At 66.4% G+C, this 22,127-nt stretch carries 22 protein-coding genes; 4 read left to right on the top strand and 18 right to left on the bottom strand.

Features of this window, described 5'->3' with window-relative positions:
- Window positions 1-12 precede the first annotated feature (12 nt).
- The 16 genes from ACQR13_RS02960 to murJ all read right to left on the bottom strand — a co-directional run bounded on the left by ACQR13_RS02960 (window position 13) and on the right by murJ (window position 15,681).
- Entirely contained in the window at window positions 13-747 is a 735-nt protein-coding gene (locus tag ACQR13_RS02960) for a tRNA (guanine(46)-N(7))-methyltransferase TrmB (RefSeq protein ID WP_316173537.1), read from the bottom strand.
- Window positions 744-1,874, bottom strand: a complete 1,131-nt coding sequence (locus ACQR13_RS02965; RefSeq protein ID WP_315716930.1) for a M20 family metallopeptidase — start codon at window positions 1,872-1,874, stop codon at window positions 744-746. The genes ACQR13_RS02960 and ACQR13_RS02965 overlap by 4 nt, the downstream gene beginning before the upstream one ends.
- A gap of 323 nt (window positions 1,875-2,197) precedes the next feature.
- On the bottom strand, window positions 2,198-2,614 hold the full coding sequence (locus tag ACQR13_RS02970) for a helix-turn-helix domain-containing protein (protein ID WP_006615449.1): 417 nt from the start codon (window positions 2,612-2,614) through the stop codon (window positions 2,198-2,200).
- Window positions 2,615-2,846: 232 nt separating this feature from the next.
- On the bottom strand, window positions 2,847-4,457 hold the full coding sequence (lnt, locus tag ACQR13_RS02975; RefSeq protein ID WP_315751784.1) for an apolipoprotein N-acyltransferase: 1,611 nt from the start codon (window positions 4,455-4,457) through the stop codon (window positions 2,847-2,849).
- Complete coding sequence (locus ACQR13_RS02980; RefSeq protein ID WP_315751785.1) at window positions 4,454-5,623, bottom strand: hemolysin family protein; 1,170 nt, start codon at window positions 5,621-5,623, stop codon at window positions 4,454-4,456. Before ACQR13_RS02980 ends, lnt begins: the two co-directional genes overlap by 4 nt.
- 2 nt (window positions 5,624-5,625) lie before the next feature.
- A complete protein-coding gene (gene ybeY, locus ACQR13_RS02985) occupies window positions 5,626-6,135 on the bottom strand; it encodes an rRNA maturation RNase YbeY (protein WP_315751786.1) in 510 nt (169 codons plus the stop codon).
- A gap of 63 nt (window positions 6,136-6,198) precedes the next feature.
- Window positions 6,199-7,176 carry a PhoH family protein gene (locus ACQR13_RS02990; RefSeq protein ID WP_315716934.1) on the bottom strand — a complete coding sequence of 326 codons (978 nt, stop codon included), beginning with the start codon at window positions 7,174-7,176 and terminating at the stop codon, window positions 6,199-6,201.
- A gap of 64 nt (window positions 7,177-7,240) precedes the next feature.
- The gene (miaB, locus tag ACQR13_RS02995) at window positions 7,241-8,638 is read right to left on the bottom strand and encodes a tRNA (N6-isopentenyl adenosine(37)-C2)-methylthiotransferase MiaB (protein WP_315751787.1); all 1,398 of its coding nucleotides are present in this window, start codon (window positions 8,636-8,638) and stop codon (window positions 7,241-7,243) included.
- Between the two features lie 56 nt (window positions 8,639-8,694).
- Window positions 8,695-9,414, bottom strand: a complete 720-nt coding sequence (locus ACQR13_RS03000; RefSeq protein WP_434841474.1) for an HAD family hydrolase — start codon at window positions 9,412-9,414, stop codon at window positions 8,695-8,697.
- On the bottom strand, window positions 9,407-9,859 hold the full coding sequence (locus tag ACQR13_RS03005) for a Fur family transcriptional regulator (protein WP_315716937.1): 453 nt from the start codon (window positions 9,857-9,859) through the stop codon (window positions 9,407-9,409). The genes ACQR13_RS03000 and ACQR13_RS03005 overlap by 8 nt, the downstream gene beginning before the upstream one ends.
- Before the next feature lie 43 nt (window positions 9,860-9,902).
- Entirely contained in the window at window positions 9,903-10,385 is a 483-nt protein-coding gene (gene rimI / locus ACQR13_RS03010; RefSeq protein ID WP_316202458.1) for a ribosomal protein S18-alanine N-acetyltransferase, read from the bottom strand.
- A complete protein-coding gene (gene tsaB / locus ACQR13_RS03015; RefSeq protein ID WP_315716939.1) occupies window positions 10,382-11,083 on the bottom strand; it encodes a tRNA (adenosine(37)-N6)-threonylcarbamoyltransferase complex dimerization subunit type 1 TsaB in 702 nt (233 codons plus the stop codon). Before tsaB ends, rimI begins: the two co-directional genes overlap by 4 nt.
- A gap of 574 nt (window positions 11,084-11,657) precedes the next feature.
- Window positions 11,658-12,227, bottom strand: coding sequence for a NifU family protein (locus ACQR13_RS03020; RefSeq protein ID WP_434841473.1), 570 nt, complete (start codon window positions 12,225-12,227; stop codon window positions 11,658-11,660).
- Window positions 12,228-12,335: 108 nt separating this feature from the next.
- On the bottom strand, window positions 12,336-12,830 hold the full coding sequence (locus ACQR13_RS03025) for a universal stress protein (protein ID WP_315716941.1): 495 nt from the start codon (window positions 12,828-12,830) through the stop codon (window positions 12,336-12,338).
- Between the two features lie 190 nt (window positions 12,831-13,020).
- The gene (gene trpS / locus ACQR13_RS03030) at window positions 13,021-14,073 is read right to left on the bottom strand and encodes a tryptophan--tRNA ligase (RefSeq protein WP_315716942.1); all 1,053 of its coding nucleotides are present in this window, start codon (window positions 14,071-14,073) and stop codon (window positions 13,021-13,023) included.
- A gap of 48 nt (window positions 14,074-14,121) precedes the next feature.
- Window positions 14,122-15,681: a murein biosynthesis integral membrane protein MurJ gene (murJ, locus tag ACQR13_RS03035; RefSeq protein WP_315716943.1), complete on the bottom strand. Its 1,560-nt coding sequence runs from the start codon at window positions 15,679-15,681 to the stop codon at window positions 14,122-14,124.
- A gap of 70 nt (window positions 15,682-15,751) precedes the next feature.
- On the opposite strand from murJ, the gene ACQR13_RS03040 reads away from it, so the two are divergent.
- Window positions 15,752-16,753 (top strand): adenosine kinase, encoded by a 1,002-nt coding sequence (locus ACQR13_RS03040; RefSeq protein WP_315751792.1) that lies wholly within the window; start codon window positions 15,752-15,754, stop codon window positions 16,751-16,753.
- A gap of 210 nt (window positions 16,754-16,963) precedes the next feature.
- Here ACQR13_RS03040 and ACQR13_RS03045 read toward each other — a convergent pair whose 3' ends face one another.
- Window positions 16,964-18,157 (bottom strand): serine hydrolase domain-containing protein, encoded by a 1,194-nt coding sequence (locus ACQR13_RS03045; protein WP_315751793.1) that lies wholly within the window; start codon window positions 18,155-18,157, stop codon window positions 16,964-16,966.
- Between the two features lie 341 nt (window positions 18,158-18,498).
- Between ACQR13_RS03045 and ACQR13_RS03050 the strand changes: the two genes are divergently transcribed.
- Together ACQR13_RS03050 and ACQR13_RS03055 are read left to right on the top strand one after the other, a co-directional pair.
- Window positions 18,499-18,819: a hypothetical protein gene (locus tag ACQR13_RS03050; RefSeq protein WP_011942561.1), complete on the top strand. Its 321-nt coding sequence runs from the start codon at window positions 18,499-18,501 to the stop codon at window positions 18,817-18,819.
- A gap of 152 nt (window positions 18,820-18,971) precedes the next feature.
- Window positions 18,972-20,465, top strand: coding sequence for an NAD-dependent succinate-semialdehyde dehydrogenase (locus ACQR13_RS03055; protein WP_316202455.1), 1,494 nt, complete (start codon window positions 18,972-18,974; stop codon window positions 20,463-20,465).
- Between the two features lie 28 nt (window positions 20,466-20,493).
- On the opposite strand, the gene ACQR13_RS03060 is transcribed toward ACQR13_RS03055, so the two are convergent.
- Entirely contained in the window at window positions 20,494-21,096 is a 603-nt protein-coding gene (locus ACQR13_RS03060; protein WP_315751795.1) for a hypothetical protein, read from the bottom strand.
- Between the two features lie 298 nt (window positions 21,097-21,394).
- On the opposite strand from ACQR13_RS03060, the gene ACQR13_RS03065 reads away from it, so the two are divergent.
- Window positions 21,395-22,078 (top strand): phytanoyl-CoA dioxygenase family protein, encoded by a 684-nt coding sequence (locus ACQR13_RS03065; protein WP_315751796.1) that lies wholly within the window; start codon window positions 21,395-21,397, stop codon window positions 22,076-22,078.
- Window positions 22,079-22,127: the final 49 nt, after the last annotated feature.

Below are 22,127 nucleotides of genomic sequence, written 5' to 3' on the forward strand. Positions count from 1 at the left end.
CCGGCGCAGCGGTCAGCGCCGGCTGAAGATCAGATAGTTGGCGACGCGGCCTTCGCGCGTGGCCTTCCGCCCGTAGCGCGTCATGGTGTAGCCCGGCCAGGGCAGACGCCAGTCGTCGGCGCGCTCGGCCGTCCAGGCGAACTCCGGCGAACGCAGCAGATGCCACAGCGTCCAGGCGCAATAGTCGGCGATGTCGCTGACGAAGCGGAACTCGCCGCCGGGCTTCAGGACGCGCGCCATCGCTGCGATCGTCGCATCCTGCACGAAACGCCGCTTCCAGTGCCGCCGCTTCGGCCAGGGATCGGGATGGATCAGGTCGATCCGCTGCAGCGACTGCGGCGGCAGCCAGGCCAACAGCTCGGCGGCGTCACCCGCCACCAGCCTGATATTGCCGATGTTGTCGGCCTCGATGGCCGACAGGATCTTGGCCATGCCGTTGACATAGGGCTCGCAGCCGATGAAGCCGGTGGTCGGAAACGCCTTCGCTTCGGCGGCAAGATGCTCGCCGCCGCCAAACCCGATCTCCAGCCGCAGCGCGTCGACCGGCGGATGGTACAGCGTGGGCAGCACGGCTTCCGCGGGCGCGGCGAGATCGAGCGCGAGGTGCGGCAGCAGGTTGTCGACCAGGCCGGCCTGATGCGCCCGCAGCTTGTGGCCCTTGCGCCGGCCGAAGAACGAGCCCTGACCGTGCAGGGCCTCGGTGCCGGTGTGATCGTCGTCGACGGGCATGTTGATCGCGGGGCTCATCGCAGGGTTTGATAGAGACGGTAGAGCAGCCTTGTCCGCGGCTCGATCGAGGAGATGTACATCTGCTCGTAATGCGTATGCGCGCCCTTGCCATCGACGCCGAGCCCATCGAGCGTCGCCGTGAACGGTGCGGTGAAATTGCCGTCGGAACCGCCTCCGGTATAGGTGTCGACCAGCTCGAAGCCGATCTCGTCGGCCAGGGATTTCGCATGCTCGAACAGGGCGGCGCCGGCGTTGCCCTTGACGTAAGGCGGCCGGTTCACCTCGCCGCTCACTTCGACCGTGACGCCATCGCTGCGCGAGGTCAGCCCCAGGATCTTGGGCAGGATTTCCTCGGCATCGGCAGGCGTCGGCAGCCGTGCATCGACCTCGGCATAAGCTTCCTCAGCGATCACGTTGGGACGGGTGCCCCCACGCACGACGCCGACATTCACGGTGATGCCGCGGGCGGGGTCGTTGAGCGCTTCGAGCGCATGGATGACGTTGGCGAGTTCGCGGATCGCACTGCGTCCATCCTGTGGACGCGCGCCGGCGTGCGCGGGCACGCCGCGGATTGCCACGTCGAACCGCGCCACGCCCTTGCGTCCGGTCACGATCTTGCCGCCGTCGCGCGCCGGCTCGGTGACGAGGACGTATTTGGCCTTGCGGCCTTCCTCCTCGATCAGCGCGCGCGAGGTCGGGCTGCCGATCTCTTCATCCGAGACGAACAAATGAGTAATGCCGAGGGGCGATTTTTGACCCTCTGCGCAGAGCTGACGAAAGGCGTGAAAGGCGAGATAGGCGCCGCCCTTCATGTCGTAGATCCCGGGACCGTACGCAACGTCGCCGTCGACTGCGAACGGCAGCCGCGCGATGAACCCGATCGGATGTACCGTGTCGAGATGGCTCAGGACCAGGATGCCCGGCTCGTCCTGTCCCCACGACGACCGTGCGACGAGGTGGTCGCCGCAGCCGTCGCGTCCGGCGATCCGTTCGATCGTGGCATCGAGCCCGCGATAGCCATCCGCGACAAGGGAAGCCAGCTTGTTGACCTGATCAGGCGCCTCGGTCGGGGTCTCGATCTCGACCCATTGGCGGATGCCTTCGAGAATTGTGCGACTATCGAACGGGCTGCTGCTGGCGGTCATGAGCTTTGTAAATCGTTCTCGATGGTTACGAAGTGGTAGCAGGCGGTGGACGCGCTTGGCGCGTCGCTGGGCGGGTTGGCGGCTGGGACGCCGGAGTTCCAGGCCACATGTGCATAAAAAGATTTAGAGCGCGATAGCCTTTCCCGAAGGGGAGCCATCGCGCTCTATTGGTCGTGATCCAACCTGTCTATCGGCTCATTCGTCTGGCGGAACGCAGCGTGCCCAGCGCGTCGTCCGCAAACGTGCCCCGCTGATGGCCCCCCGAGGGCGCTGACATTCCTATGAGAGTGATCACGATAGGAATGTCAGCGCCGGCGCATCAGCTAGCCTTCTTCCGGAGCTTCACGATCAGCGATCTGCTCGACCAGGTCGACGATGCTGCGACGAAGCTTCGAATCGTGGATCCGCGTGAATGCGCGGGTCAACGCCAGTCCTTCGGAGGTTGCCAGGAAATCAGACACATAGGCGGGCGAAGCGCCTTCGCCGAAAGCTTCACCGTTGGTCCCGCCACTCGGGACCCCTTCGAACAGGAAGGAGACCGGGACCTGCAGAACCTCCGAGATCTGCTGAATCCGGCTGGCGCCGACTCGATTGGTGCCTTTTTCGTACTTCTGTATCTGCTGGAACGTGAGTCCGAGAGCCTCGCCAAGTTTTTCCTGGCTCATGCCCAACATGATACGGCGCATCCGCACCCGGCTGCCGACATGCTTGTCAACAGGGTTGGGCGCTTTCGTCGACATCTCTCAACTCCTTAGAATGGGCCTCGGAACGAGGCGGTCGCAGTATGCCTCAGGCGCTCACACCGTCAATTTATGTTCGCATGTCGTACTAACGAAGACGGCCGAGCAACGAACTGGACGGCTCATGCTGCCGCGCGAGAATGCGAATTGCAGCAGCTATCTGTCAACACTTGGGGTTTTGCTTGTCAAAAAAAATCTTACGGACCCGGAAAGAATCGAGATCTTGCTGTCGTCAGGGAAGCTTTTGAGCAACACGTCTGCGAACGACGGTGCTCAGGGCGATCACTAACAGGATCGCAACCGGAATGTCGCCGAGCCTTGCATAAGCTGTCGGCTGCAACGCAACAGGCAGCGCGGAATCCAGCACGCCCTCTGCGCCGAGAGGCAATTGCTTAACGATACGGCCGACGGGATCGATCACTGCGGAGATGCCGGTGTTCGCAGATCGAACTAATGGAAGTCCTTGCTCGATCGCGCGCCACTGCGCTTGCTGCAGATGCTGATGAGGCCCAGTCGAAATGCCGAACCAGCCATCGTTCGTCAAGTTGACGATCCAGCCCGGTCGTTCTTCGGTCGGCACGCTGTCACTCGGAAAGATCGCCTCGTAGCAGATCAAGGGAAGAACACGCGGAGCGTGTGGCACGTCCAGGTTGCGTCGCGCCGTGCCGGGGATGAAGCCGCCCTGCACCCGCGTGAGCTGCTCGAGCCCGATCCGCTCCAGCAGATTCTGGAACGGCAGGAACTCGCCGAACGGGACCAGATGGAGCTTGTCGTAGACCGACAGCACGGTGCCGTCGTGATCGATCACGTAGATCGAATTGTAGGCCCGGGTGATGGGGGTGTTGCGAGGCGCGTCGGGGGCGCGGACCGAACCGGTGATCAGCACCGTGCCCGGCGACAGCAGGTCGGCGATCTGGCCCATCGCGTCCGCCTCGCGGGTCAGGAAGAACGGGAACGCCGATTCCGGCCAGATCAGGACGTTGGTGTCCCGGACGCCGGTGGCGTTCGGGCCCGAGGCGCGGTCCGACAGCGCCAGATAGCGGCGCATGACATCGGCCTTGGCGCCATAGTTGAACTTCACGTCCTGCTGCAGATTCGGCTGCATGATCCGCAGCTTGAGGTCGGCGACGAAGGCTGTCGGATGCAGGCCGAGCCGGATGGCGCCGAACACGCCCATCATCACGAGCAGGGCGGCGGCCGCGGCCGGCGCCCGCCAGCGCTCACGCCATGTCTTGCCGTCGATCAGCACCGCGGGGCTGGCAAAGATCGCGATCGCCAGGAACGTCATGCCCCAGATCCCGATCAGCGAGGCCGTCTGCGCCAGCGCGAGCGGCTGCGACAGGGCATAGCCGAACGTGTCCCAGGGGAAGCCGGTGAGCGCGTGGCCGCGCAGCCATTCGCTCGCGGTCAGGCAGACGGCGAGCGCCAGGATGCGGGTTGCATCACGCGTCCAGATCAACCGGGCCAAGGCGAAGCCTAGGGCCGGAAACAGCGCGAGATAGGCCGGCAGGCCCAGCACGGCGAACGGCATCAGCCAGGCGAAGGTGTCGGCATCGACCAGGAACGCGTTGCCGATCCAGTAAAGGCCGGGCACGAAATAGCCCATGCCGAAGCAGAAGCCGGTGAAGGCGGCAGCCGGGATGCCGCGCCGCCGTCCCGCCGCGGCGCCATCGATCAGCCAGACCAGAACAGGGAAGGTGATCGCAAGCACCGGCCAGGCGTTGAACGGGGCCATCGCGAGCGAGGAGAGCGCGCCGGCGGCGAGCGCGATCGCCGCACGCTTCCAGCCCCAGGCCAGGACAACGCCAATGGCGAGGCCGCGAATCGTCGATGGGCGGATCACTGTGAGCTGGCTCCATCGCCCCGTGGCGGGCTGCTATCGTCGTGGACCGGCGCAGGGCCGGCCTCTGTCGGCGGCGGCTCGGCCGGGACGTCCGTGTCCGCCGGGGTCACTTCCGGCGCAACGTCTCGACGCCGGCTTTCGCGCTGCGGGCGGGGCGTCGGGCGTTCCTTGCGCGGCGCGATGCGCAGGCGCTTGACCCGGCGCGGATCGGCATCGAGCACCTCGACCTCGAAATTGCCGGGGCCGGAGATCAGCTCGCCGCGCACCGGCAGCCGGCCGACATGGTTGACGAGATAGCCGCCGAGCGTCTCCACCCCTTCGCCCGCCTCTCCCGTCACGAACTCCTCGCCGATCACCCGGCGTACGTCGTCGAGGCTGGCGCGGGCGTCCGCGATGAAGGCGTTGTCGGCCTGCCGCACGATCGCCGGCGGCTCGTCGCTGTCGTGCTCGTCGTCGATCTCGCCGACGATCTGCTCGACGATGTCCTCGATGGAGACCAGCCCGTCGGTGCCGCCATATTCGTCGACGACCAGCGCCAGATGGATGCGCGAGGCCTGCATTTGCGCCAGCAGGTCGATCGCGCGCATCGACGGCGGCACGTAGAGCAGCTTGCGGATGATGTTGGCCTCGAACAGCGGCATCGACAGATCGACGGCCTTGAGATCGAGGCCGGCGGGCAGCGGCTTCTTGCGCCGCGCCTTCACCTCGTCGGAGACCCGGGCCTGCGCCGTGGTGAAGGCAAGCAGGTCGCGGATGTGCACCATGCCTTCGGGGTCGTCGAGCGTGTCGTTGTAGACGACGAGGCGCGAATGCGATGCGCTCTCGAACAGGCTCATCAGTTCGCCGAGCGTGATGTCGCGCCGGACGGCGACGATATCTGCACGATGCACCATCACGTCGGCGATGCGCCGCTCGTGCAAATCGAGGATGTTGCGCAGGAGCGTGCGCTCGACCGCGGAGAAGCCGATGTCATCGGGCGTCGAGGCATCGAGCACGACCTGCAGGTCGTCGCGAACCGAGCCGCCGCCTTTCCAGCCGAACAGGTTGCGCAGCGCGCGAATCAGCCAGTTCTCGCCCGGCGAGCGGCCGAGCTCGGCCGGCGGCACCACGGCCGGCAGATTGCGCGTCTGGCGCGGATTGTCATGGATGGGCTCGGAATCGGCCATGGTCAGGTCATCCGTTCCCGATCGGCATAGGGATCGGGGATGCCGAGATGGGCCAGGATCTCGGTCTCCAGCGCCTCCATCTCCTCGGCCTCGTCATCGGTCTCGTGATCGTAGCCGATCAGATGCAGGAAGCCGTGCACGGCGAGATGGCTGAGATGATGCTCGAACGGCTTCTGTTCGTCGTCGGCCTCGCGCCGCATCGTCTCATAGGCGATGGCGATGTCGCCGAGCATGCGCGGGGCATCATCCTCGCCGCGCGGTCCGGTCGGCTGCAGCGCCGGAAACGACAGCACGTTGGTGGGCTTGTCGATGCCGCGCCAATTGCTGTTCAGGGTGCGGATGCCCTGGTCGTCCGTCAACATGACGGCGATCTCGGCGTCGCCGACATCGGCATCGACCATCTCGGCCGCGGCGAGAATGGCACGTTGTATGACGTCCTCGGCGTCAGGCTGGTCCTGCCAGCAATCGGCTGCGACGATCACCTCGGTCGTTGGAATGGGACTTTGTGGCATCCTGGTCGATATCTGTGCGGATGGCGCTGGAACGACGCGACCATCGGCGTGCTTGCTCTCGCGTCAGCGGGCTTTCGGCCCCTCATAGGCGGCGACGATGCGCGCCACCAATTCGTGGCGGATGACATCCTCGCCGGTGAACCGGACCTGTGCGATCCCCTCGACACCGTCGAGCAGGCGCGCGGCTTCGGCGAGTCCGGAGGTCTGGCCGTTCGGCAGATCGACCTGCGAGGGATCGCCGGTGATGATCATGCGGCTGTTCTCGCCGAGACGCGTGAGGAACATCTTCATCTGCATCGATGTGGTGTTCTGCGCCTCGTCGAGGATGATCGCGGCGTTGGTCAAGGTGCGCCCGCGCATGAAGGCGAGCGGCGCGATCTCGATCTCGCCGGCCTGCAGCGCGCGCTCGACGATGCGCGCGTCCATCAGATCGTACAGCGCGTCGTAGATCGGGCGCAGATAGGGATCGACCTTCTCGCGGAGGTCACCAGGCAGGAAGCCGAGCCGCTCGCCGGCTTCGACCGCCGGGCGTGAGAGGATGATGCGGTCGACTTCCTTCCGCTCGAAGAGCTGCGCGGCATGCGCGACCGCAAGCCAGGTCTTGCCGGTGCCGGCCGGGCCGATGCCGAACACGAGCTCGTGCCGCTTCAGCGCGCGGATGTAGGAATCCTGCGCGGCGGTGCGGGCGCGCACCGGGCGCTTGCGCAGGTTGATGCTCTCGAACGCGTTCTTGGCGTTCTTGGCGTCGAACTCGAACAGCGAGCCCTGCGCCACCACGGCGCGGATCGCGCCCTCGACGTCGCCCTGCGCCAGATCGTGGCCCTTCACGGCCTGCGCATAAAGCGATTCGAGCACGCGCCGCGCGGCATCGCAGCCGTCGCGTGTTCCGCCGATGGTGATGTGGTTGCCGCGGGAATCGACGACGACGCCGAGCCGTCGTTCGACCAGGGCCAGATTCTGGCCGTAAGGCCCAACCAGGGCGGAGGCGGCACGGTTGTCGTCGAAATCGATGACGACCTGGGTCTCGGGGGGCATGGACATGTCGCGGTCGTACTTGCGGCTGGGAGCGAGGGAAGACGGATCCGATGCGCTCTTGGGCAAGTGCTCAGCCTCCGATGGACACGAGGGGCGTGGGGGAGATCACTGCCGGCGCGGCCGTGACGAGCTCGCCGAGCAGGCTGTAGCGTTCGAGACTGTCGATCCGCACCGGCAGAACCTGGCCGATGATGTCGTCGGACGCCATGACGTGGGCCGGTTGCAGATACGCGGTCCGTCCGACCAGTTGCCCGGGCTTGCGCGCTGGCCGCTCGAACAACACGTCGACGACCTGGCCGATCGCGGCCTTGTTGAAGGCTGCTTGCTGGCTGTCGATCAAGCTCTGGAGGCGCTCCAATCGCTCGTCCATCTCGGTCGCTGACACCATCTCCGGCATGTCCGCTGCCGGAGTTCCCGGGCGCGGCGAATACTTGAACGAATACGCCGCAGCGTAGCCGATTTGGTCGATCAGGGCGAGGGTGGCGCGAAAATCTTCCTCGGTCTCGCCCGGGAACCCGACGATGAAATCCGAAGAGAATGCAATGTCGTGACGGGCGGCGCGAAAACGGTCGACGACTTTGCGATAGTCAGTCGCCGTGTGTTTGCGGTTCATGGCGTTCAGGATGCGGTCAGATCCCGACTGAACCGGCAGATGCACGAACGGCATCACCGCTTCGAGATCGCGATGCGCCGCGATCAGGCTGTCGTCGACGTCGTTGGGATGGCTGGTCGAGTAGCGGATCCGCGCCACGCCCGGAATCTCGGCGATCCCATGGAGCAGCCGCCCCAGCGTCCAGGGCCGGCCGTCAGGGCCTTCGCCGTGATAGGCGTTGACGTTCTGGCCGATCAGGGTGATCTCGCGAACGCCATTGTCGACGAGCTGCGTCACGTCGTCGACGATGCGTGTCACCGCACGCGACATCTCGCTGCCGCGCGTATACGGCACCACGCAGAAGGTGCAGAACTTGTCGCAGCCTTCCTGCACGGTCACGAAGGCCGAGACGCCGCGGGCGCGGATCGCCTCGCGGCTGGGCTTCGCCAGGAAGCCGAACTTGTCCTGGGCCGGGAATTCGGTCTCGATCGCCCGCTCGCCGCGGCGGGCCTGGGCCAGGAGCTGCGGCAGATGGTGGTAGCTCTGCGGGCCGACCACGACGTCGACGGTGGGGGCGCGGGCGATGATCTCCTCGCCTTCCGCTTGCGCCACGCAGCCGGCCACGGCGATCTGCATCGTCCGGCCGGCCCGCGCGGCGTCCTCCTTCGCGACCCGCAGCCGCCCGAGCTCCGAATAGACCTTCTCGGAGGCCTTTTCGCGGATGTGGCAGGTGTTGAGGATCACGAGATCGGCGTCGCCGGCCTCGGCGGTCTCGACGAAGCCCTCAGGCCCCAGCGTGTCCACCATGCGCTGGGCATCGTAGACATTCATCTGGCAGCCATAGGACTTGATGTGCAGCTTGCGCGGCGGCGTCATGAACCCTTGCATGCAGTCGGAGGCGCGCCCAATTCGGCGCCGCGCTCAGATATAGGCTAGGGGGCCGAAAATCCAGCGATCGCGGGCTTTTTCTCGGCCAGCCGGCTCAGAATCGCCGGCAACTGCCGCATGTCGTCGAAAACCACGGTGGCGCCGGCCGCTCGCAGGTCGTCGGCGTGCCCGGGCCGGCAGTGGCTGCCGCCGTGAAACCCGAGCACTGTCATGCCGGCCGCGACACCGCCCCGGATACCGGCCGTGCTGTCCTCGACCACCACGCAGGCCGCGGGACGCGCCTTCATCTGCGCTGCCGCGAACAGGAACAGATCGGGCGCGGGCTTGCCGTTCTCGACTTGGGAGGATGAGAAGATGTGCGGGGCGAGGCGATCGTAGAGCCGGGTGGCGCCAAGGCTGACGCGCATGCGCTGATGCGAGCCGGAGGAGGCGACGCACACCGGCGCGTCGATGGCGTCGAGCGCCTCCGCGATCCCGTCGATGGCCGCGAGGTCCTGCTCGAAGGCGCGGAACAGGCGATCCTGCAGTTTCGGGTTGAAATCGTCGGGCAGGGAACGACCGAGCTCGGCCTCGACCTCGAGCTTCGCCTGTTTCAGGGAGCGGCCCAGGAACCGCGCGAACACCTGCTCGGTCGTGATCGGATAGCCGCACAGGCTGAGCACGTCGGCGTGCGTCTGACAGGAGATCACCTCGCTGTCGACCAGCACGCCATCGCAATCGAAAATGACGAGATCGAGGTTCGAAGCCGGCGCCGCGTCAGCCATTCGTCTCTTCGTCGAGCGGCACGCAATACAGCTCCAGCCGGTGATCGACCAGCTTGTAGCCGAGCTTGCGGGCGATCTCGGCCTGCAGCTTCTCGATCTCCTCGGAGGTGAACTCGATCACCTTGCCGTCGCGCAGATTGATCAGATGATCATGATGGCTGTCGCGCATCTGCTCGTAGCGGGCGCGGCCCTCGCGGAAATCATGGCGTTCGATGATGCCGGCATCCTCGAACAGCTTCACGGTGCGATAGACCGTGGAGATCGAGATCTTGTCGTCGACGGCGACGCAGCGCCGGTACAACTCCTCGACGTCGGGATGGTCGCAGGCTTCCGCGAGCACGCGGGCAATGACCCGGCGCTGCTCGGTCATGCGCATGCCGGTGGCGGCACAGCGGGCCTCGATTCCGGTGGAATTGAGCGCTGGCGTGGTTTTCAAGGAGGTCATCGTGTCTCGCCTCAAGGATGCGCTTTCTGCCACCAAGCGCAGGTTACGACAAGTCCCGGCGCATCAGAAGCGCATTCAACTGTTCCCCGCCGGGCTGAAGGTAATAGCGTTCCCGACGGCCCACGGTCGCAAATCCGGCGCGTTCATAGAGTCGGCGGGCCGGCTGGTTGTTTTCCTCCACTTCGAGAAAGACCGTCCGGACCCCGCGCCCCGCGAGGTGCCCGAGATGCTGCAGCAACAGATCACGAGAAAATCCGCGGCCGCGCTGATTTGGGTCAAGTGCAACTGACAATATTTCCGCTTCGTCCGCGCCGATTCGCGAGACGATGAAGCCGATGAGCTTCCGCCCGAGCCGCAGCCGATGGATCATGGTGTTGCGCTCGGCCAGCATCGCCTCGAACTCGCCTTCGCCCCAGCCGCGGTGAAACGAGGCGGCGTGGATCAGGGCGAGCCGGGCGGCGTCGCGCGGCGCGGCCGCTTCGATCAACGGTTTGGGGCTGCCGAGCCAGCGGAAGAACATGTTCATGACGAGACGGCCGTCTGCGCCGGTTGACGCGCCGCACCGGCGGGCGGCTTGACGTCGGGCGCGCGCAGATAGAACGGCCGCGCCGGCGCGTGCGCCGGGTCGGCGGCCGCGCCGAGCCAGGCGACCCAGCCGATGTCGGGCCCGTCTTGCGAGTCGACCGCAACTGGCGCGGCTGCGTCCTTGGGCCACCGCTCGGCCAGCAGCGCCGCGGCGTTGCCGACGAGGTGCGGGGCGCCGAGCCGCGCGGCCGCCAGGACGTCGTCTGTCGCAGCGACCTGGGGCGCGACCAGTTCCTCGCCGCTGCCGCTCACGACTTGGTAGTAGACATGGTCGTGCCGGGCATCGATCGCCGAGATCACCGGGTTGGCGCGGTCCTCGCTGACGATCGGCGCCGCGTAGGCGGACAGCGTGGTCACGCCGACGACCGGCTTGTGCGCCGCCAAGGCAATGCCGCGCGCGGCGGAGAGGCCGACGCGCAGCCCGGTGAAACTACCAGGACCCGTCGTCACCGCGATGCGGTCGAGCTCGTGGAAGCCGACGCCCGACTGGCGCATCACGCGCGCGATCAGCGGCATCAGCGCCTCGGCGTGGCCGCGCTTCATCGGCAGCGTTTCCTCGGCGCGCATCGCGGCCGAATCAGTGTCCAGAACGGCAGCCGCGCAATGGTCGAGGGCAGTATCGATGGCGAGGATCAACATCCGGTCAGATTCACATTGAAAGGAGCGCCGAATACCTTTTTGGGGCTTTGATAAAGTCGGTTGCCGCTTTCTTACATCCTGATCGGGAAAAACGCATCACGGCGCACGACCGCAAACTACTGAATTGGCGCTCATTCAAGCAAATCTTTCCGGGCTGTTGGATTGATCGTCCGGTTCGACGTTCAGGCCGCCGCGCCATCCCGGTGGCAAAGGCGATGCCGGCGCGATGGGGCCGGGTCGAGGCGATCAATCGCTCGCAAGCCGGTGCTCGGGTTCGGCACCGATGGCATGGGGGTCGCCGCCTCATCCGGACCAGCCTCAAACGCCCAATTCCGCTCGGTCAAGTTCGAGCGCAGTGGGGGGCGACGAACAGGTCCGGCGAAAGTACCGATTGGCGCAAGTCTGGGCGGCGCCGGCGAAGCCGGTCGGCGCGCCGAGCGCGGTGACGAGCGAGATACCGTCGAGCATGCGGTGGGGGCGGCCGTGGCCGCCACCCTCGGCAGCGCAGCGTGAGCAGAGGCAAATGATGATTAGCGCGCAGATCTGTTCGCCAACCCCATTCGCCATTGCCTTCCTACATCGGCCGGACTTCAACCACCTCAGGCACGAAGTGCTTCAGCAGGTTCTGGATGCCGTGCTGCAGGGTCGCGGTCGATGACGGGCAGCCCGAGCAGGCGCCCTTCATGTTGAGATAGACGATGCCGTCCTTGAAGCCGCGGAAGGTGATGTCGCCGCCGTCATTGGCTACGGCCGGGCGGACGCGGCTCTCGATCAGGTCCTTGATCATGCCGACCGTCTCGGTGTCGGCCTCGTCGTAGAACTCGTCGTCCTCGTCGGCGGATTCGTCATTGGCGGCGCTGCCGTCGGCGAGCAGCGGCGCGCCCGACATGTAGTGCTCCATGATCGCGCCGAGGATCGCCGGCTTGAGGTGCTGCCACTCACCGCCGCTCTTGGTGACGGTGATGAAATCGGCGCCGTAGAACACGCCGCTGACGCCGTCGACGGCGAACAGGCGCTCGGCCAGCGGGGAGCGTGCGGCGGCGTCGCGGCTGCCGAACTCCATCGTGCCCGCGGGCAACACGACGCGGCCCGGGATGAACTTCAAGGTGGCGGGATTGGGGGTGGCTTCGGTCTGGATGAACATGGTTTTCTCCGGCAGCGCCGGTTCAAGGCCGGCCTGTGGTGTCCTCATAGCAGATGGCGCGAACGCGCGCACGATCAAGGGGGCATGGCCGGCGTTTCCGATCTAAGCCTATGAAAGAGCGTCGAGATCGGCGTCACCGAGATCGCCCGGCACGATCACCAGCGGGATCGGGAAGGCACCGCTCGTCTTGGTGACATGGGTGACCAGCGGGCCGGGGCCCTCGGGGCCGGAATGGGCGGCGAGCACCAGCAGCGCGATGTCGCTGTCGTGCTCGATCGTCTCCAGGATCTGCGCCGTCGGCTCACCCTCGCGGATCACCCGTTCCGGCGCGGTCACGCCGATCGCCGACAGCAGCGCCGCGGCCTGGTCGAGCTCGGCATGCGCCTGCTCCTGCGCCTCGGCCCGCATCAGATCGGCGACCCCCAGCCATTGCTGGTTCTGGTCCTCCGTTTCGATGACGTGCAGCATGACGATACGGCCGCCGGAACGGACCGCCCAGCGGCCGGCATAGCGGACCGCGCGGTCCCACTCCTCGCTGTCGTCGACCACGACCAGGCATTTCGGCGCATGGCCGGTCTGGTAGCTCTGCCGCTGCGCCGCCATCGCGTTCCCGCCTGCTGCTGCGAGTCGATCCGGCCGCGATGCTGCCACAGCCCATCTCCGTTGGGGAGAGGGCTGCGGGTTCCATCGCGCCCGCAACGACAGCGGTGGTGCGGCTTCTAGTAGCGAGGATGTCGCTTCGCTCATCCTGGCTACGGCCGCAAGGCCGACTCCGGAGCGCGCGCCGTGCTGCTTAGGGCTTGCGGATGAAGCCGACGATGTCCTTGGCCGTCTTCATGGTCTCCGCGGCGATGGCCTGGGCGCGGTCGGCGCCGTCGACCAGCACGGACTCGACGTAGCCGGGATCGGCGGTCAGGCGCTTCATCTCCGCGGCGATCGGCCCGAGCTTGGTGACGCACAGCTCGACCAGCGCGTTCTTGAAGCTGGAGAACTGGCCGCCGCCGAAATCCCTGAGCACATCGGCCTTGCTGCGGTCCGACAGCGCCGCGTAGATGCCGACGAGGTTGTCGGCCTCGGGACGCGCGTCCAGCCCCTTTTCCTCGGTCGGCAGCGGCTCCGGATCGGTCTTGGCCTTGCGGACCTTCTGCGCGATCGTATCGGCATCGTCGGTCAGGTTGATGCGCGAATAGTCCGAGGCATCGGACTTCGACATCTTCTTGGTACCGTCGCGCAGCGACATCACGCGCGTCGCGGGACCGGTGATGAAGGGTTCCGGAAGCGGGAAGAACAGGCCGTCGCCGAAGCCGTGGCTGCGGATCGAGTCGCCGTAGTCATTGTTGAACTTCTGCGCGATGTCGCGGGAGAGCTCGAGATGCTGCTTCTGGTCCTCGCCGACCGGAACATGGGTGGCGCGGTACAGCAGGATGTCGGCGGCCATCAGCACCGGATAGTCGTACAGACCGACCGATGCGTTCTCACGGTCCTTGCCGGCCTTCTCCTTGAACTGCGTCATGCGGTTCAGCCAGCCGATGCGCGCAACGCAGTTGAAGATCCAGGCGAGCTCCGCGTGCCCTGAGACCTGGCTCTGGTTGAAAACGATGTGCTTCTTCGGATCGATGCCGGCGGCGATGAAGGCGGCGGTGACCTCGCGGGTGTTGCGCGCGAGTTCGGCGGGGCCGCCCCAGACATCGATCGGCATGGTGATCGCGTGCATGTCGACGACGCAATAGATGCAGTTGTGGGTCTGCTGCATCTTCACGAAGTTGACGATCGCGCCGAGATAGTTGCCGAGATGCAGGTTGCCGGTCGGCTGGACGCCCGAGAAAACCCGTTCCACGAAGGCCATGGTCACTGTTCCGGATGAATGGATTTGGGGTCGTTTGGCACGTGCGCCTCAAAGGTGCAAGTCGCCGGCGGGCTTTTGCCGGATCGCCCGGACGGTTTCGCGCCAGCTTACGGCGCCCAGGGACAACAGAAGCACGCCGTAGAGGATGATGGCGCCGCTGATCAGGGCGGCGAGCAGGGCGGCCGCGCCGAGATGGCTGCTGCTCCACGTGCCGGCGAAGCGTCCGGCGACGGTCCAGAGGACCGCGCCCATGACCATCGCAGCCAACGTGATGCGCGGCAGCCGGCGCCGCGAGGCAGGGGGAAGCGCGAAACCGAAGCGCGTGGCGCCACGCCGGATCAGGACCGCCGCATTGGCCCAGGCACCGAGCGCGAGCCCTGCCGCGATGCCACTTGCCGCAAACAATTGTGCGAGCAGGAACGCCAGCGCGATCGCGACACCGCATCCGATCAACGTCGCGCGCAGCGGCGTCCGCGTGTCCTCGCGCGCGAAGAAGGCGGGCTGCAGCGCCTTGGTCAGCACCTGCGCCGGCAACGCTGCCGCGAGCCAGGTCAGCACCTGCGCCGTCGCGGCGGCATCGTCCGAACTGAATGCGCCATGTTCGAACAGCAAACGAATGATCGGCTCGTTCAGGATCATGAGTCCGAGCGTCGCAGGCAGCGCGAGCCCGATCGTCAGCTCGAGGCCGCGCGATTGCACCTCCGCCAGAGCCTCCTCGTTGCCCTCGTGCAGCGCGCGCGTCAGCTCCGGCACCAGCACCGTGCCCATGGCAACGCCGACGAGCCCGAGCGGCAGCTCGATCAGGCGGTTGGCGAAATACAGCCACGACACCGCGGAAGGCGAGGTGGAGGCGATGACCGCGCCGCCGACCGCGAGCAATTGCGGGCCGGCGCTGGCGACCATGCCGGGCAGCGCCTTGGCGAAGAAGCCGCGCATTTCGCCATGGAAGGTGACGCGCACCGGCGAGGCGAGGGGGCCGTCGCGGCCTCGCCGCGCGAGCATCGCGAGCTGCAGCAGCCCGGCGACACCGATCGTGGCGGCGAGCAGCAGCGCGGCGCTTCCAGGGTCCGGATGTTGCATCAGCAGCACGATGGTCACGCTGATCAATGCCACGTTGAACAGCAGCGGGGCGAAGGCCGCGAGCGCAAAGCGTCGTTGCGCGCTGGACAGTGCGAGCAGCACCGTCGAGGGGCCGGCAAAGGCGAGATAGGGCAGCATCAGCCTGGCATCGTTGACGGCCAGGGTGAGCGTCTCTTCACCGGCGAAGCCCGGCGCGAGCACGGTCATCACGAACGGCATCAGCAGCGCCAGCACCAAGGTGGCGGCGAGCAGGCCGGCGCTGACGGTGCCGAGCACGCGGCCGGCAAAAGCTGCCGCATGTGTCCTACCAGACTGCTGGTATATTCGCAGCCAGGCCGGCACCAGGGCTGCATTGAGCGCGCCCTCCGTCAGCAATCGCCTGACGACGTTGACGAGCTGAAACGCCGCGAGAAATGCGTCCGCGACCGGACCGGCGCCGAGCAGCGCGGCCATCAGCGCATCCCGGACGAAGCCGAGCAGGCGCGAGGCCAGTGTTCCTGACAACACAGTCACGAATGAGCGGATCATCAGGCTTCTATAGCAGCGCCGCTTGTGATAGGCCGCAGCGTTTGCAAAACGCCGTAAACGGGGCCAGTGGATGACTGACGCGAAATACGATGTTCTCGGGATCGGCAACGCGATCTTCGACGTGCTGGTGCATGCCGATGAAGCCTTTCTCACCCGGCACGGCATGACCAAGGGCAGCATGGCGCTGATCGACGAGGCCCGCGCGGCCGCGATCTATGCCGATATGGGTCCGGCCACCGAGATGTCCGGCGGTTCGGGGGCCAACACCATCGCTGGCCTCGCCAGCCTGGGCGCGCGTGCCGCTTACGTGGGCAAGGTCAAGGACGACCAGATCGGCCGGATGTACCGGCATGATATCCGCGCCGCCGGCGTCACCTTCGATACCGTGCCCGCTGCCGACGGCCCGGCGACCGGCTGCTGTTACATCCTGGTGACGCCGGACGGCGAGCGCACCATGAACACCTATCTCGGCGCCGCGCAAAATCTCACCGCCGCGGACATCGATCCCGCGCAGATTGCGGCGGCGCGCATCATCTATCTCGAAGGTTATCTGTGGGACCCGAAGGACGCCAAGGATGCGTTCGTGAAGGCGGCGGCGATCGCGCATGACGCCGGACGCGAGGTCGCGCTGACCTTGTCGGATTCGTTCTGCGTCGATCGCTATCGCGAGGAGTTTCTCGACCTGATGCGCGGCGGCACCGTCGATCTCGTCTTCGCCAACGAGGCCGAGCTGCATTCGCTGTACCAGACCTCGGATTTCGACGGCGCGCTGAAGCAGCTGCGTGAGGACGCCACGCTCGGCATCGTCACCCGCAGCGAACAAGGCTGCGTCGTGGTGTCGAATGACGGCGTGATCTCGGTGCCGGCGCATCCGATCGAGAGCCTGGTCGATACTACCGGCGCGGGCGATCTGTTCGCCGCCGGCTTCCTGTTCGGGCTGGTGCGCAAGACCGGCTATGAGATGGCCGGCCGCCTCGGCGGCCTCGCCGCCGCCGAGGTGATCCAGCACATTGGTGCAAGGCCGCAGGTGTCGCTGAAGGAATTGGCGGCTCAGAACGGACTGAAGGTGTAGGTCGAAGCTGTGGTCACGCAGCCGTTCTCTTGCGCTTCCGACACCACTCTCTGCACCGTGATATCTCTGCACCGTCATGGCCGGGATTGACCCGGCCATGCACGCTTCTTGAGTTGTCGTCGTGAAAGACGAGGATGCCCTGGCCGAGCCCGGACATGACGTCGAACTAACAACGAGTCCGCTCGGAGCGGGACCGAGCTATCAATCTGATCACGCCGCCTTCTGTCCGCCCGCGGCATCGAGCCCGGCATAGACCCCGCGTTCGAAGCCGGCAAAGGTCTCCAGGCACAGCCGGTCGGCGAACGGCAGGAGCTGCATCAGGATCACGCCGGTGACGTCGCGCGCAGGATCAATCCAGTAGTAGGTGTTGGCGAGGCCGGCCCAGGCGAGGCTGCCGGCACTGCGGCCCTCCGGGGTCTGCGCCGTCGTGATCATGAAGCTCAAGCCCCATTTCTTGACAATGTCGGGATAGAGATCGACGTCGTTGGTCACGCCGGGCACCGCCGCGGCCATCTTCGTCATCTCGAGCTCGCCGATATGGTTGTCGCGCATCGCCGCGACCGTCTCGGGCTTGAGCACCTGGTTGCCGTTGCCGCGGCCATTGTTGAGGATCATCCGGGTGAAGCGGATGTAGTCGCCGGCCGTGCCGTAGAGCCCGCCGCCGCCCATGTGGAATTCCGGCTCCTGCTCGAGCTCGAACGGGATCGGCGCCAGGCTGCCGTCCTCGCCGCGGGCATGCATGCCGACCAGACGTGCGCGCTGCGACGGACCGAGCTTGAAGCCGGTATCGTCCATGCCGAGCGGCGCGAACAGATGGTCGCGCAAGTACGCGTCGAGCTTCTGGCCGCTGGCGGCCTCGACCGCCTTGCCGACGAAATCGATGTTGATGCCGTATTCCCAGCGCGTGCCCGGATCGGAGGCGAGCGGCAATTTGAGAGCGTCGTTCTTGCAGGTGATGATGCCGGGCGTTCCGGCCTTCTGCACATAGGTGGCCATATCGCCGTTCCACATGTCGTAGCAGAAGCCGGCGGTGTGGGTCATCAGATGGCGCAGCGTGATCGCGGTCTTCGCCGGCCGCAGGATCGGCTCGCCATTGGCGTCGAAACCGTCGAGCACCTTGGGCGCGGCGAGGTCCGGCAGCACCGTGCCGATCGGCGCATCCAGCGACAACCGGCCCTGCTCGACCAGCTGCATCCCGGCCGCGCAGGTGATGGCCTTGGTCATCGAGGCGATCCAGAACACGCTGTCGGTGGTCATCGGGTCGTCGCGGCCGAGGTCGCGCTTGCCGAAGGCGCCTTCATAGATGATGCCGTTGCTGTCAGCGGCAAAGGCGACGACGCCGGGAATCTCTCCCGCCTCCGCCTTCTGCCGCAGCACGCCGTCGATGTCGGTCTTGTTCTGCATGGTCTCCTCCGTTCCGTTCTTGATGACGGTAGGCGATTGTTTCTCGGGCCGGCCTGGGCAGCAAGGACCGCCGGTCTCACGGCCGGTCGCGATCTCGTGATGATGCGGCGCGAACGAAGCAGGCGGGGACAACAGCGCCGCGGAGGCCACAGCGCTTCAATTTCTCGCCAGAATCATGATTAGTTCCACTCAGTCGCGAGTCCGACACATGGGGGCCATGTTCCCACCACGGGCTTGCGACTGTTGTGAGTTGCAACCATTTTTGCATTAAAGGGTTGAAGAACCGGCTTTTTCGAGCCGATGGCATGGCTTTGGCGGCAATGTCCGCCGTTGGGGGCGATATGATTTCAACGTGGAGCGAGTGGAAGCGGTATCCCCGCCCGGGGCGCGGCGACAATATCGAGGCGCCGATCACGCCCGGCATCTACGAAGTGCGCATTGCGGCGACCGGAGCGCTGTATGCGTTCGGCGCGGTCGACAATGTGGCGCAGGCCCTGGCGCTGCTGCCCGTGGGGCAGAAATCATGGTTCGGCCGCCGTGATCCCGCCGCCTTGCCGGACCTGGAATACCGCACCTGCGCGACCTCGACCAAGGCCGACGCCAAGGCGGCGGCGGAGCGCATGATCGGCCGGCGCGAGACCTATATGAGCGGCGCGGCCTGATCCCGGGTCGGCTCGTCAGCATTCAGCATTTGGTGCCGTACAGGCACGGATCGCCGGATCGAATGTACCGTTGAGGAGGCGCACGCGCCGTGCGCCGCCGCCGGGGCGTGGCTATATTCGGAGACGATCGCTCGCTTTCGAGGAGTAGCCCGATGACACCGCCCGCCGCCGCCCGTGCCTCCACTGCCGCCCCGAGCCTGCGTGACCGCCTGAAGGATCCGTCGCTGCTGCGCGAGCAGTGCTACATCGATGGTGCGTGGGTCGGTACGCCGGTGCTCCCGGTCAACAATCCGGCCACCGGCGCCGAGCTCGCCAAGGTCGCGCAACTCGGTGCGGCGGAGACCACGCAAGCCGTCGAGGCCGCCGCGCGCGCGTTCCCGTCCTGGGCCCGGCTGACCGCCAAGCAGCGCTCCAATACCTTGCGCAAATGGTTCGAGCTGATCACGGCCAACCGCGAGGACCTCGCGCTGATCCTCACCTCCGAGCAGGGCAAGCCGCTGACGGAGGCGCTCGGTGAGGTCGATATCGGCGCCGCCTATATCGAGTTCTTCGCCGAGGAGGCGCGTCGCGTCTATGGCGAGACCATCCCGACCCAGAAGCCGGATGCGCGCCTGTTGGCGCTGAAGCAGCCGATCGGCGTCTGCGGCGCCATCACGCCATGGAATTTCCCGAACTCGATGATCACCCGCAAGGTGTCGCCTGCGCTCGCCGCCGGCTGCACCGTGGTGCTGAAGCCGGCCAACGAGACGCCGCTGTCGGCGCTGGCGCTCGCCGTGCTGGCCGAACGCGCCGGGATTCCGGCGGGCGCGCTCAACATCGTCACCGGCGACGCGCCTGACATCGGCAAGGTGCTGTGCGAGCATCCGTCGGTGCGCTTCATAGGCTTCACCGGCTCGACCGAGGTCGGCAAGATTCTCTATCGCCAGTCGGCCGGCACGGTGAAGAAGCTCGGGCTCGAGCTCGGCGGCAACGCGCCGTTCGTGGTGTTCGACGATGCCGATGTCGATGCGGCTGTCGAAGGCGCCATGGTCTCGAAATATCGCAACATGGGCCAGACCTGCGTCTGCGCCAATCGCCTCTATGCGCAGGACGGCATCTACGACGCCTTCGTCGCGAAGCTCGCCGCCAAGGTCGCGGCGATGAAGATCGGCGAGGGCACCGAGGCCGGCGTGACCCAGGGGCCGCTGATCAACGAAGAGGCGGTTGAGAAGGTCGAACGCCACATCGCCGACGCGGTCAAGGGCGGGGCGAAGGTCGTGACCGGCGGCAAGCGCCATGCGCTCGGCCGCACCTTCTTCGAGCCGACCGTCCTTCGGGACGTCAAGGCCGACGCGCTGGTCGCGCAGGAGGAGACGTTCGGCCCGCTCGCCCCCGTCATCCGTTTCAAGGACGAGGCCGACGTCATTGCGATGTGCAACGCCTCGCCGTTCGGTCTCGCGTCCTACTTCTATGCCCGCGATCTCGGCCGGGTCTGGCGCGTCGCGGAGGCGCTGGAATCAGGCATGGTCGGCGTCAACACCGGTCTGATCACCACCGAGGTCGCGCCGTTCGGCGGCGTCAAGGAGAGCGGCTTGGGCCGCGAGGGCTCGCATCACGGCATCGAGGAATACCTCGAGATCAAATACGTGATGATGGCGGGCGTCTGAGCTCTGGACGCCTGGGCTCAGGCCGAGCTCAAGCAGTCTTGGGCAGCTTGTCCACTGGCACAAGATAGGACTTGTTGCCGACCTGGAAGATGACCTTGCCGCTCTTGCCGTCGGTCGTCGAGATCTGCGACTGACCGAACATGATGACGTTGTTGTAGACGATCCCCGTGCCCTGGCGCGTGACGCCGTTGGTCGTGACGCTGACCTGGGCCTCCTTGCCGCTGACGGACAGCACGCGAAAGCTCGCGCTCTGGCCGTTTTCGCCGTTATAGCCGGCCCAGCTGCCGACCAGATTGCTCTCGTCGGCGGGAGGCGCCTGCTTCTCCAGCATCGCGGTGGCCTTGCCGCCGCCGGCCGAAAACAGCAGCACCGCGTTCTTGCCGTTCTTGGTGCCGAGCGTGACCGCGCCGAAGTCGATGGTCGAGCCGTTGACCTGGCCGATGCCGCGTTCGGTGCGGCCGTTATGGGTGTATTCCACCGTGGCGGCGGCGCCTCTGATGTTGACGACCTTGAAGCTCACGGCCTGGCCGTTGGCCGTCCAACTGCCCTTCCACTCGCCCAGCAGGTTGCTCTGGCGATAGACCCGCTCGTTGGCGGGCGAGATCTGGTTGGTGCTTTGGATGGCGACCATGTGTGCTTCCAAGGAGCTCGACTGCTCGTTTACCCCGTGTGTCGGATCGTTGCAGAGTGTTGCTAACGAGACGTAGGTCGAGGGGGTTAACGAACGGTGAACTGCGGCTACGAGCCGCCCGTTCCGCGCTGCGGCCCATCGTCTCAGCGTCTTCCTGTGGCGACGAATAGCCCTCGGATGAATGCGACGGCGCGAAGCCCCACCGGGCTGCACGGGCGCAAGCGAGCCGCTTGCCCAGACGCGCCGGATCGTCGACCATGACGCGGCGAACCACGACCTTTCAATGTGCGAGCTCACCATGACCGCAGCCTTCACGCGCGTCGGTGTCGGCCAGCTTCCGGACGCGGATGCGCGCCGCCTCGATGCGGACGGTTATCTGCTGCTGCGCGGCGCGATTCCGGCGGACTGGCTCCCGCCGCTGCGCGATGCGTTCGAGGCGGGCACGCTGCCATCCGAGCAATGGCCGGTGCCGCGCGGCCGCGACTGGCGCCACGCGATGGTCGATCTCGATGCCAGGGTGCAGCGCGCCTGCCGGCTGCCGGTGATGCTCGCGGCCGTGTCTCACATTCTCAAGGCGCCGTTCTTCCTCGGCCAAGTCGAGGGCCGCGAGCCGCTCGCCGATGGCGGCCAGCAGCCGTTGCATCGCGACGGCGTCGACCGGTTCCGTACCGACGCCGTCTCGGCGCTCGCCTTCCTCGATCCGTTCGGCCCCGACAACGGCGCGACGCAGGTGGCGCCGGGCACGCATCGCCGCGACACGGATGATGCGCAGGCCGCCCCGTTCGTCACGACAGGCGAAGCCGGCGACATCCTGCTGTTCGACGTCAACCTGCTGCACGGCGCGACCCGCAACCGCAGCGGCGCCCGCCGTCGCTCGCTGCTGATCACCTACGCCACCTCGGTGCAGCTGGACGCGTGGCGACGGACCCGCGCCTTGCGCGCGGTGCGCATGGACCAGGACGAAATCTTCGGCGCGGAGTAGCTGCGCCATCCGCCGAAGCTGCCAAGCTTCCAGCCCAAATCCCGCAGAG

It is taken from the genome of Bradyrhizobium sp. HKCCYLRH3059 (genome assembly GCF_051168035.1).
Lineage (GTDB): Bacteria > Pseudomonadota > Alphaproteobacteria > Rhizobiales > Xanthobacteraceae > Bradyrhizobium.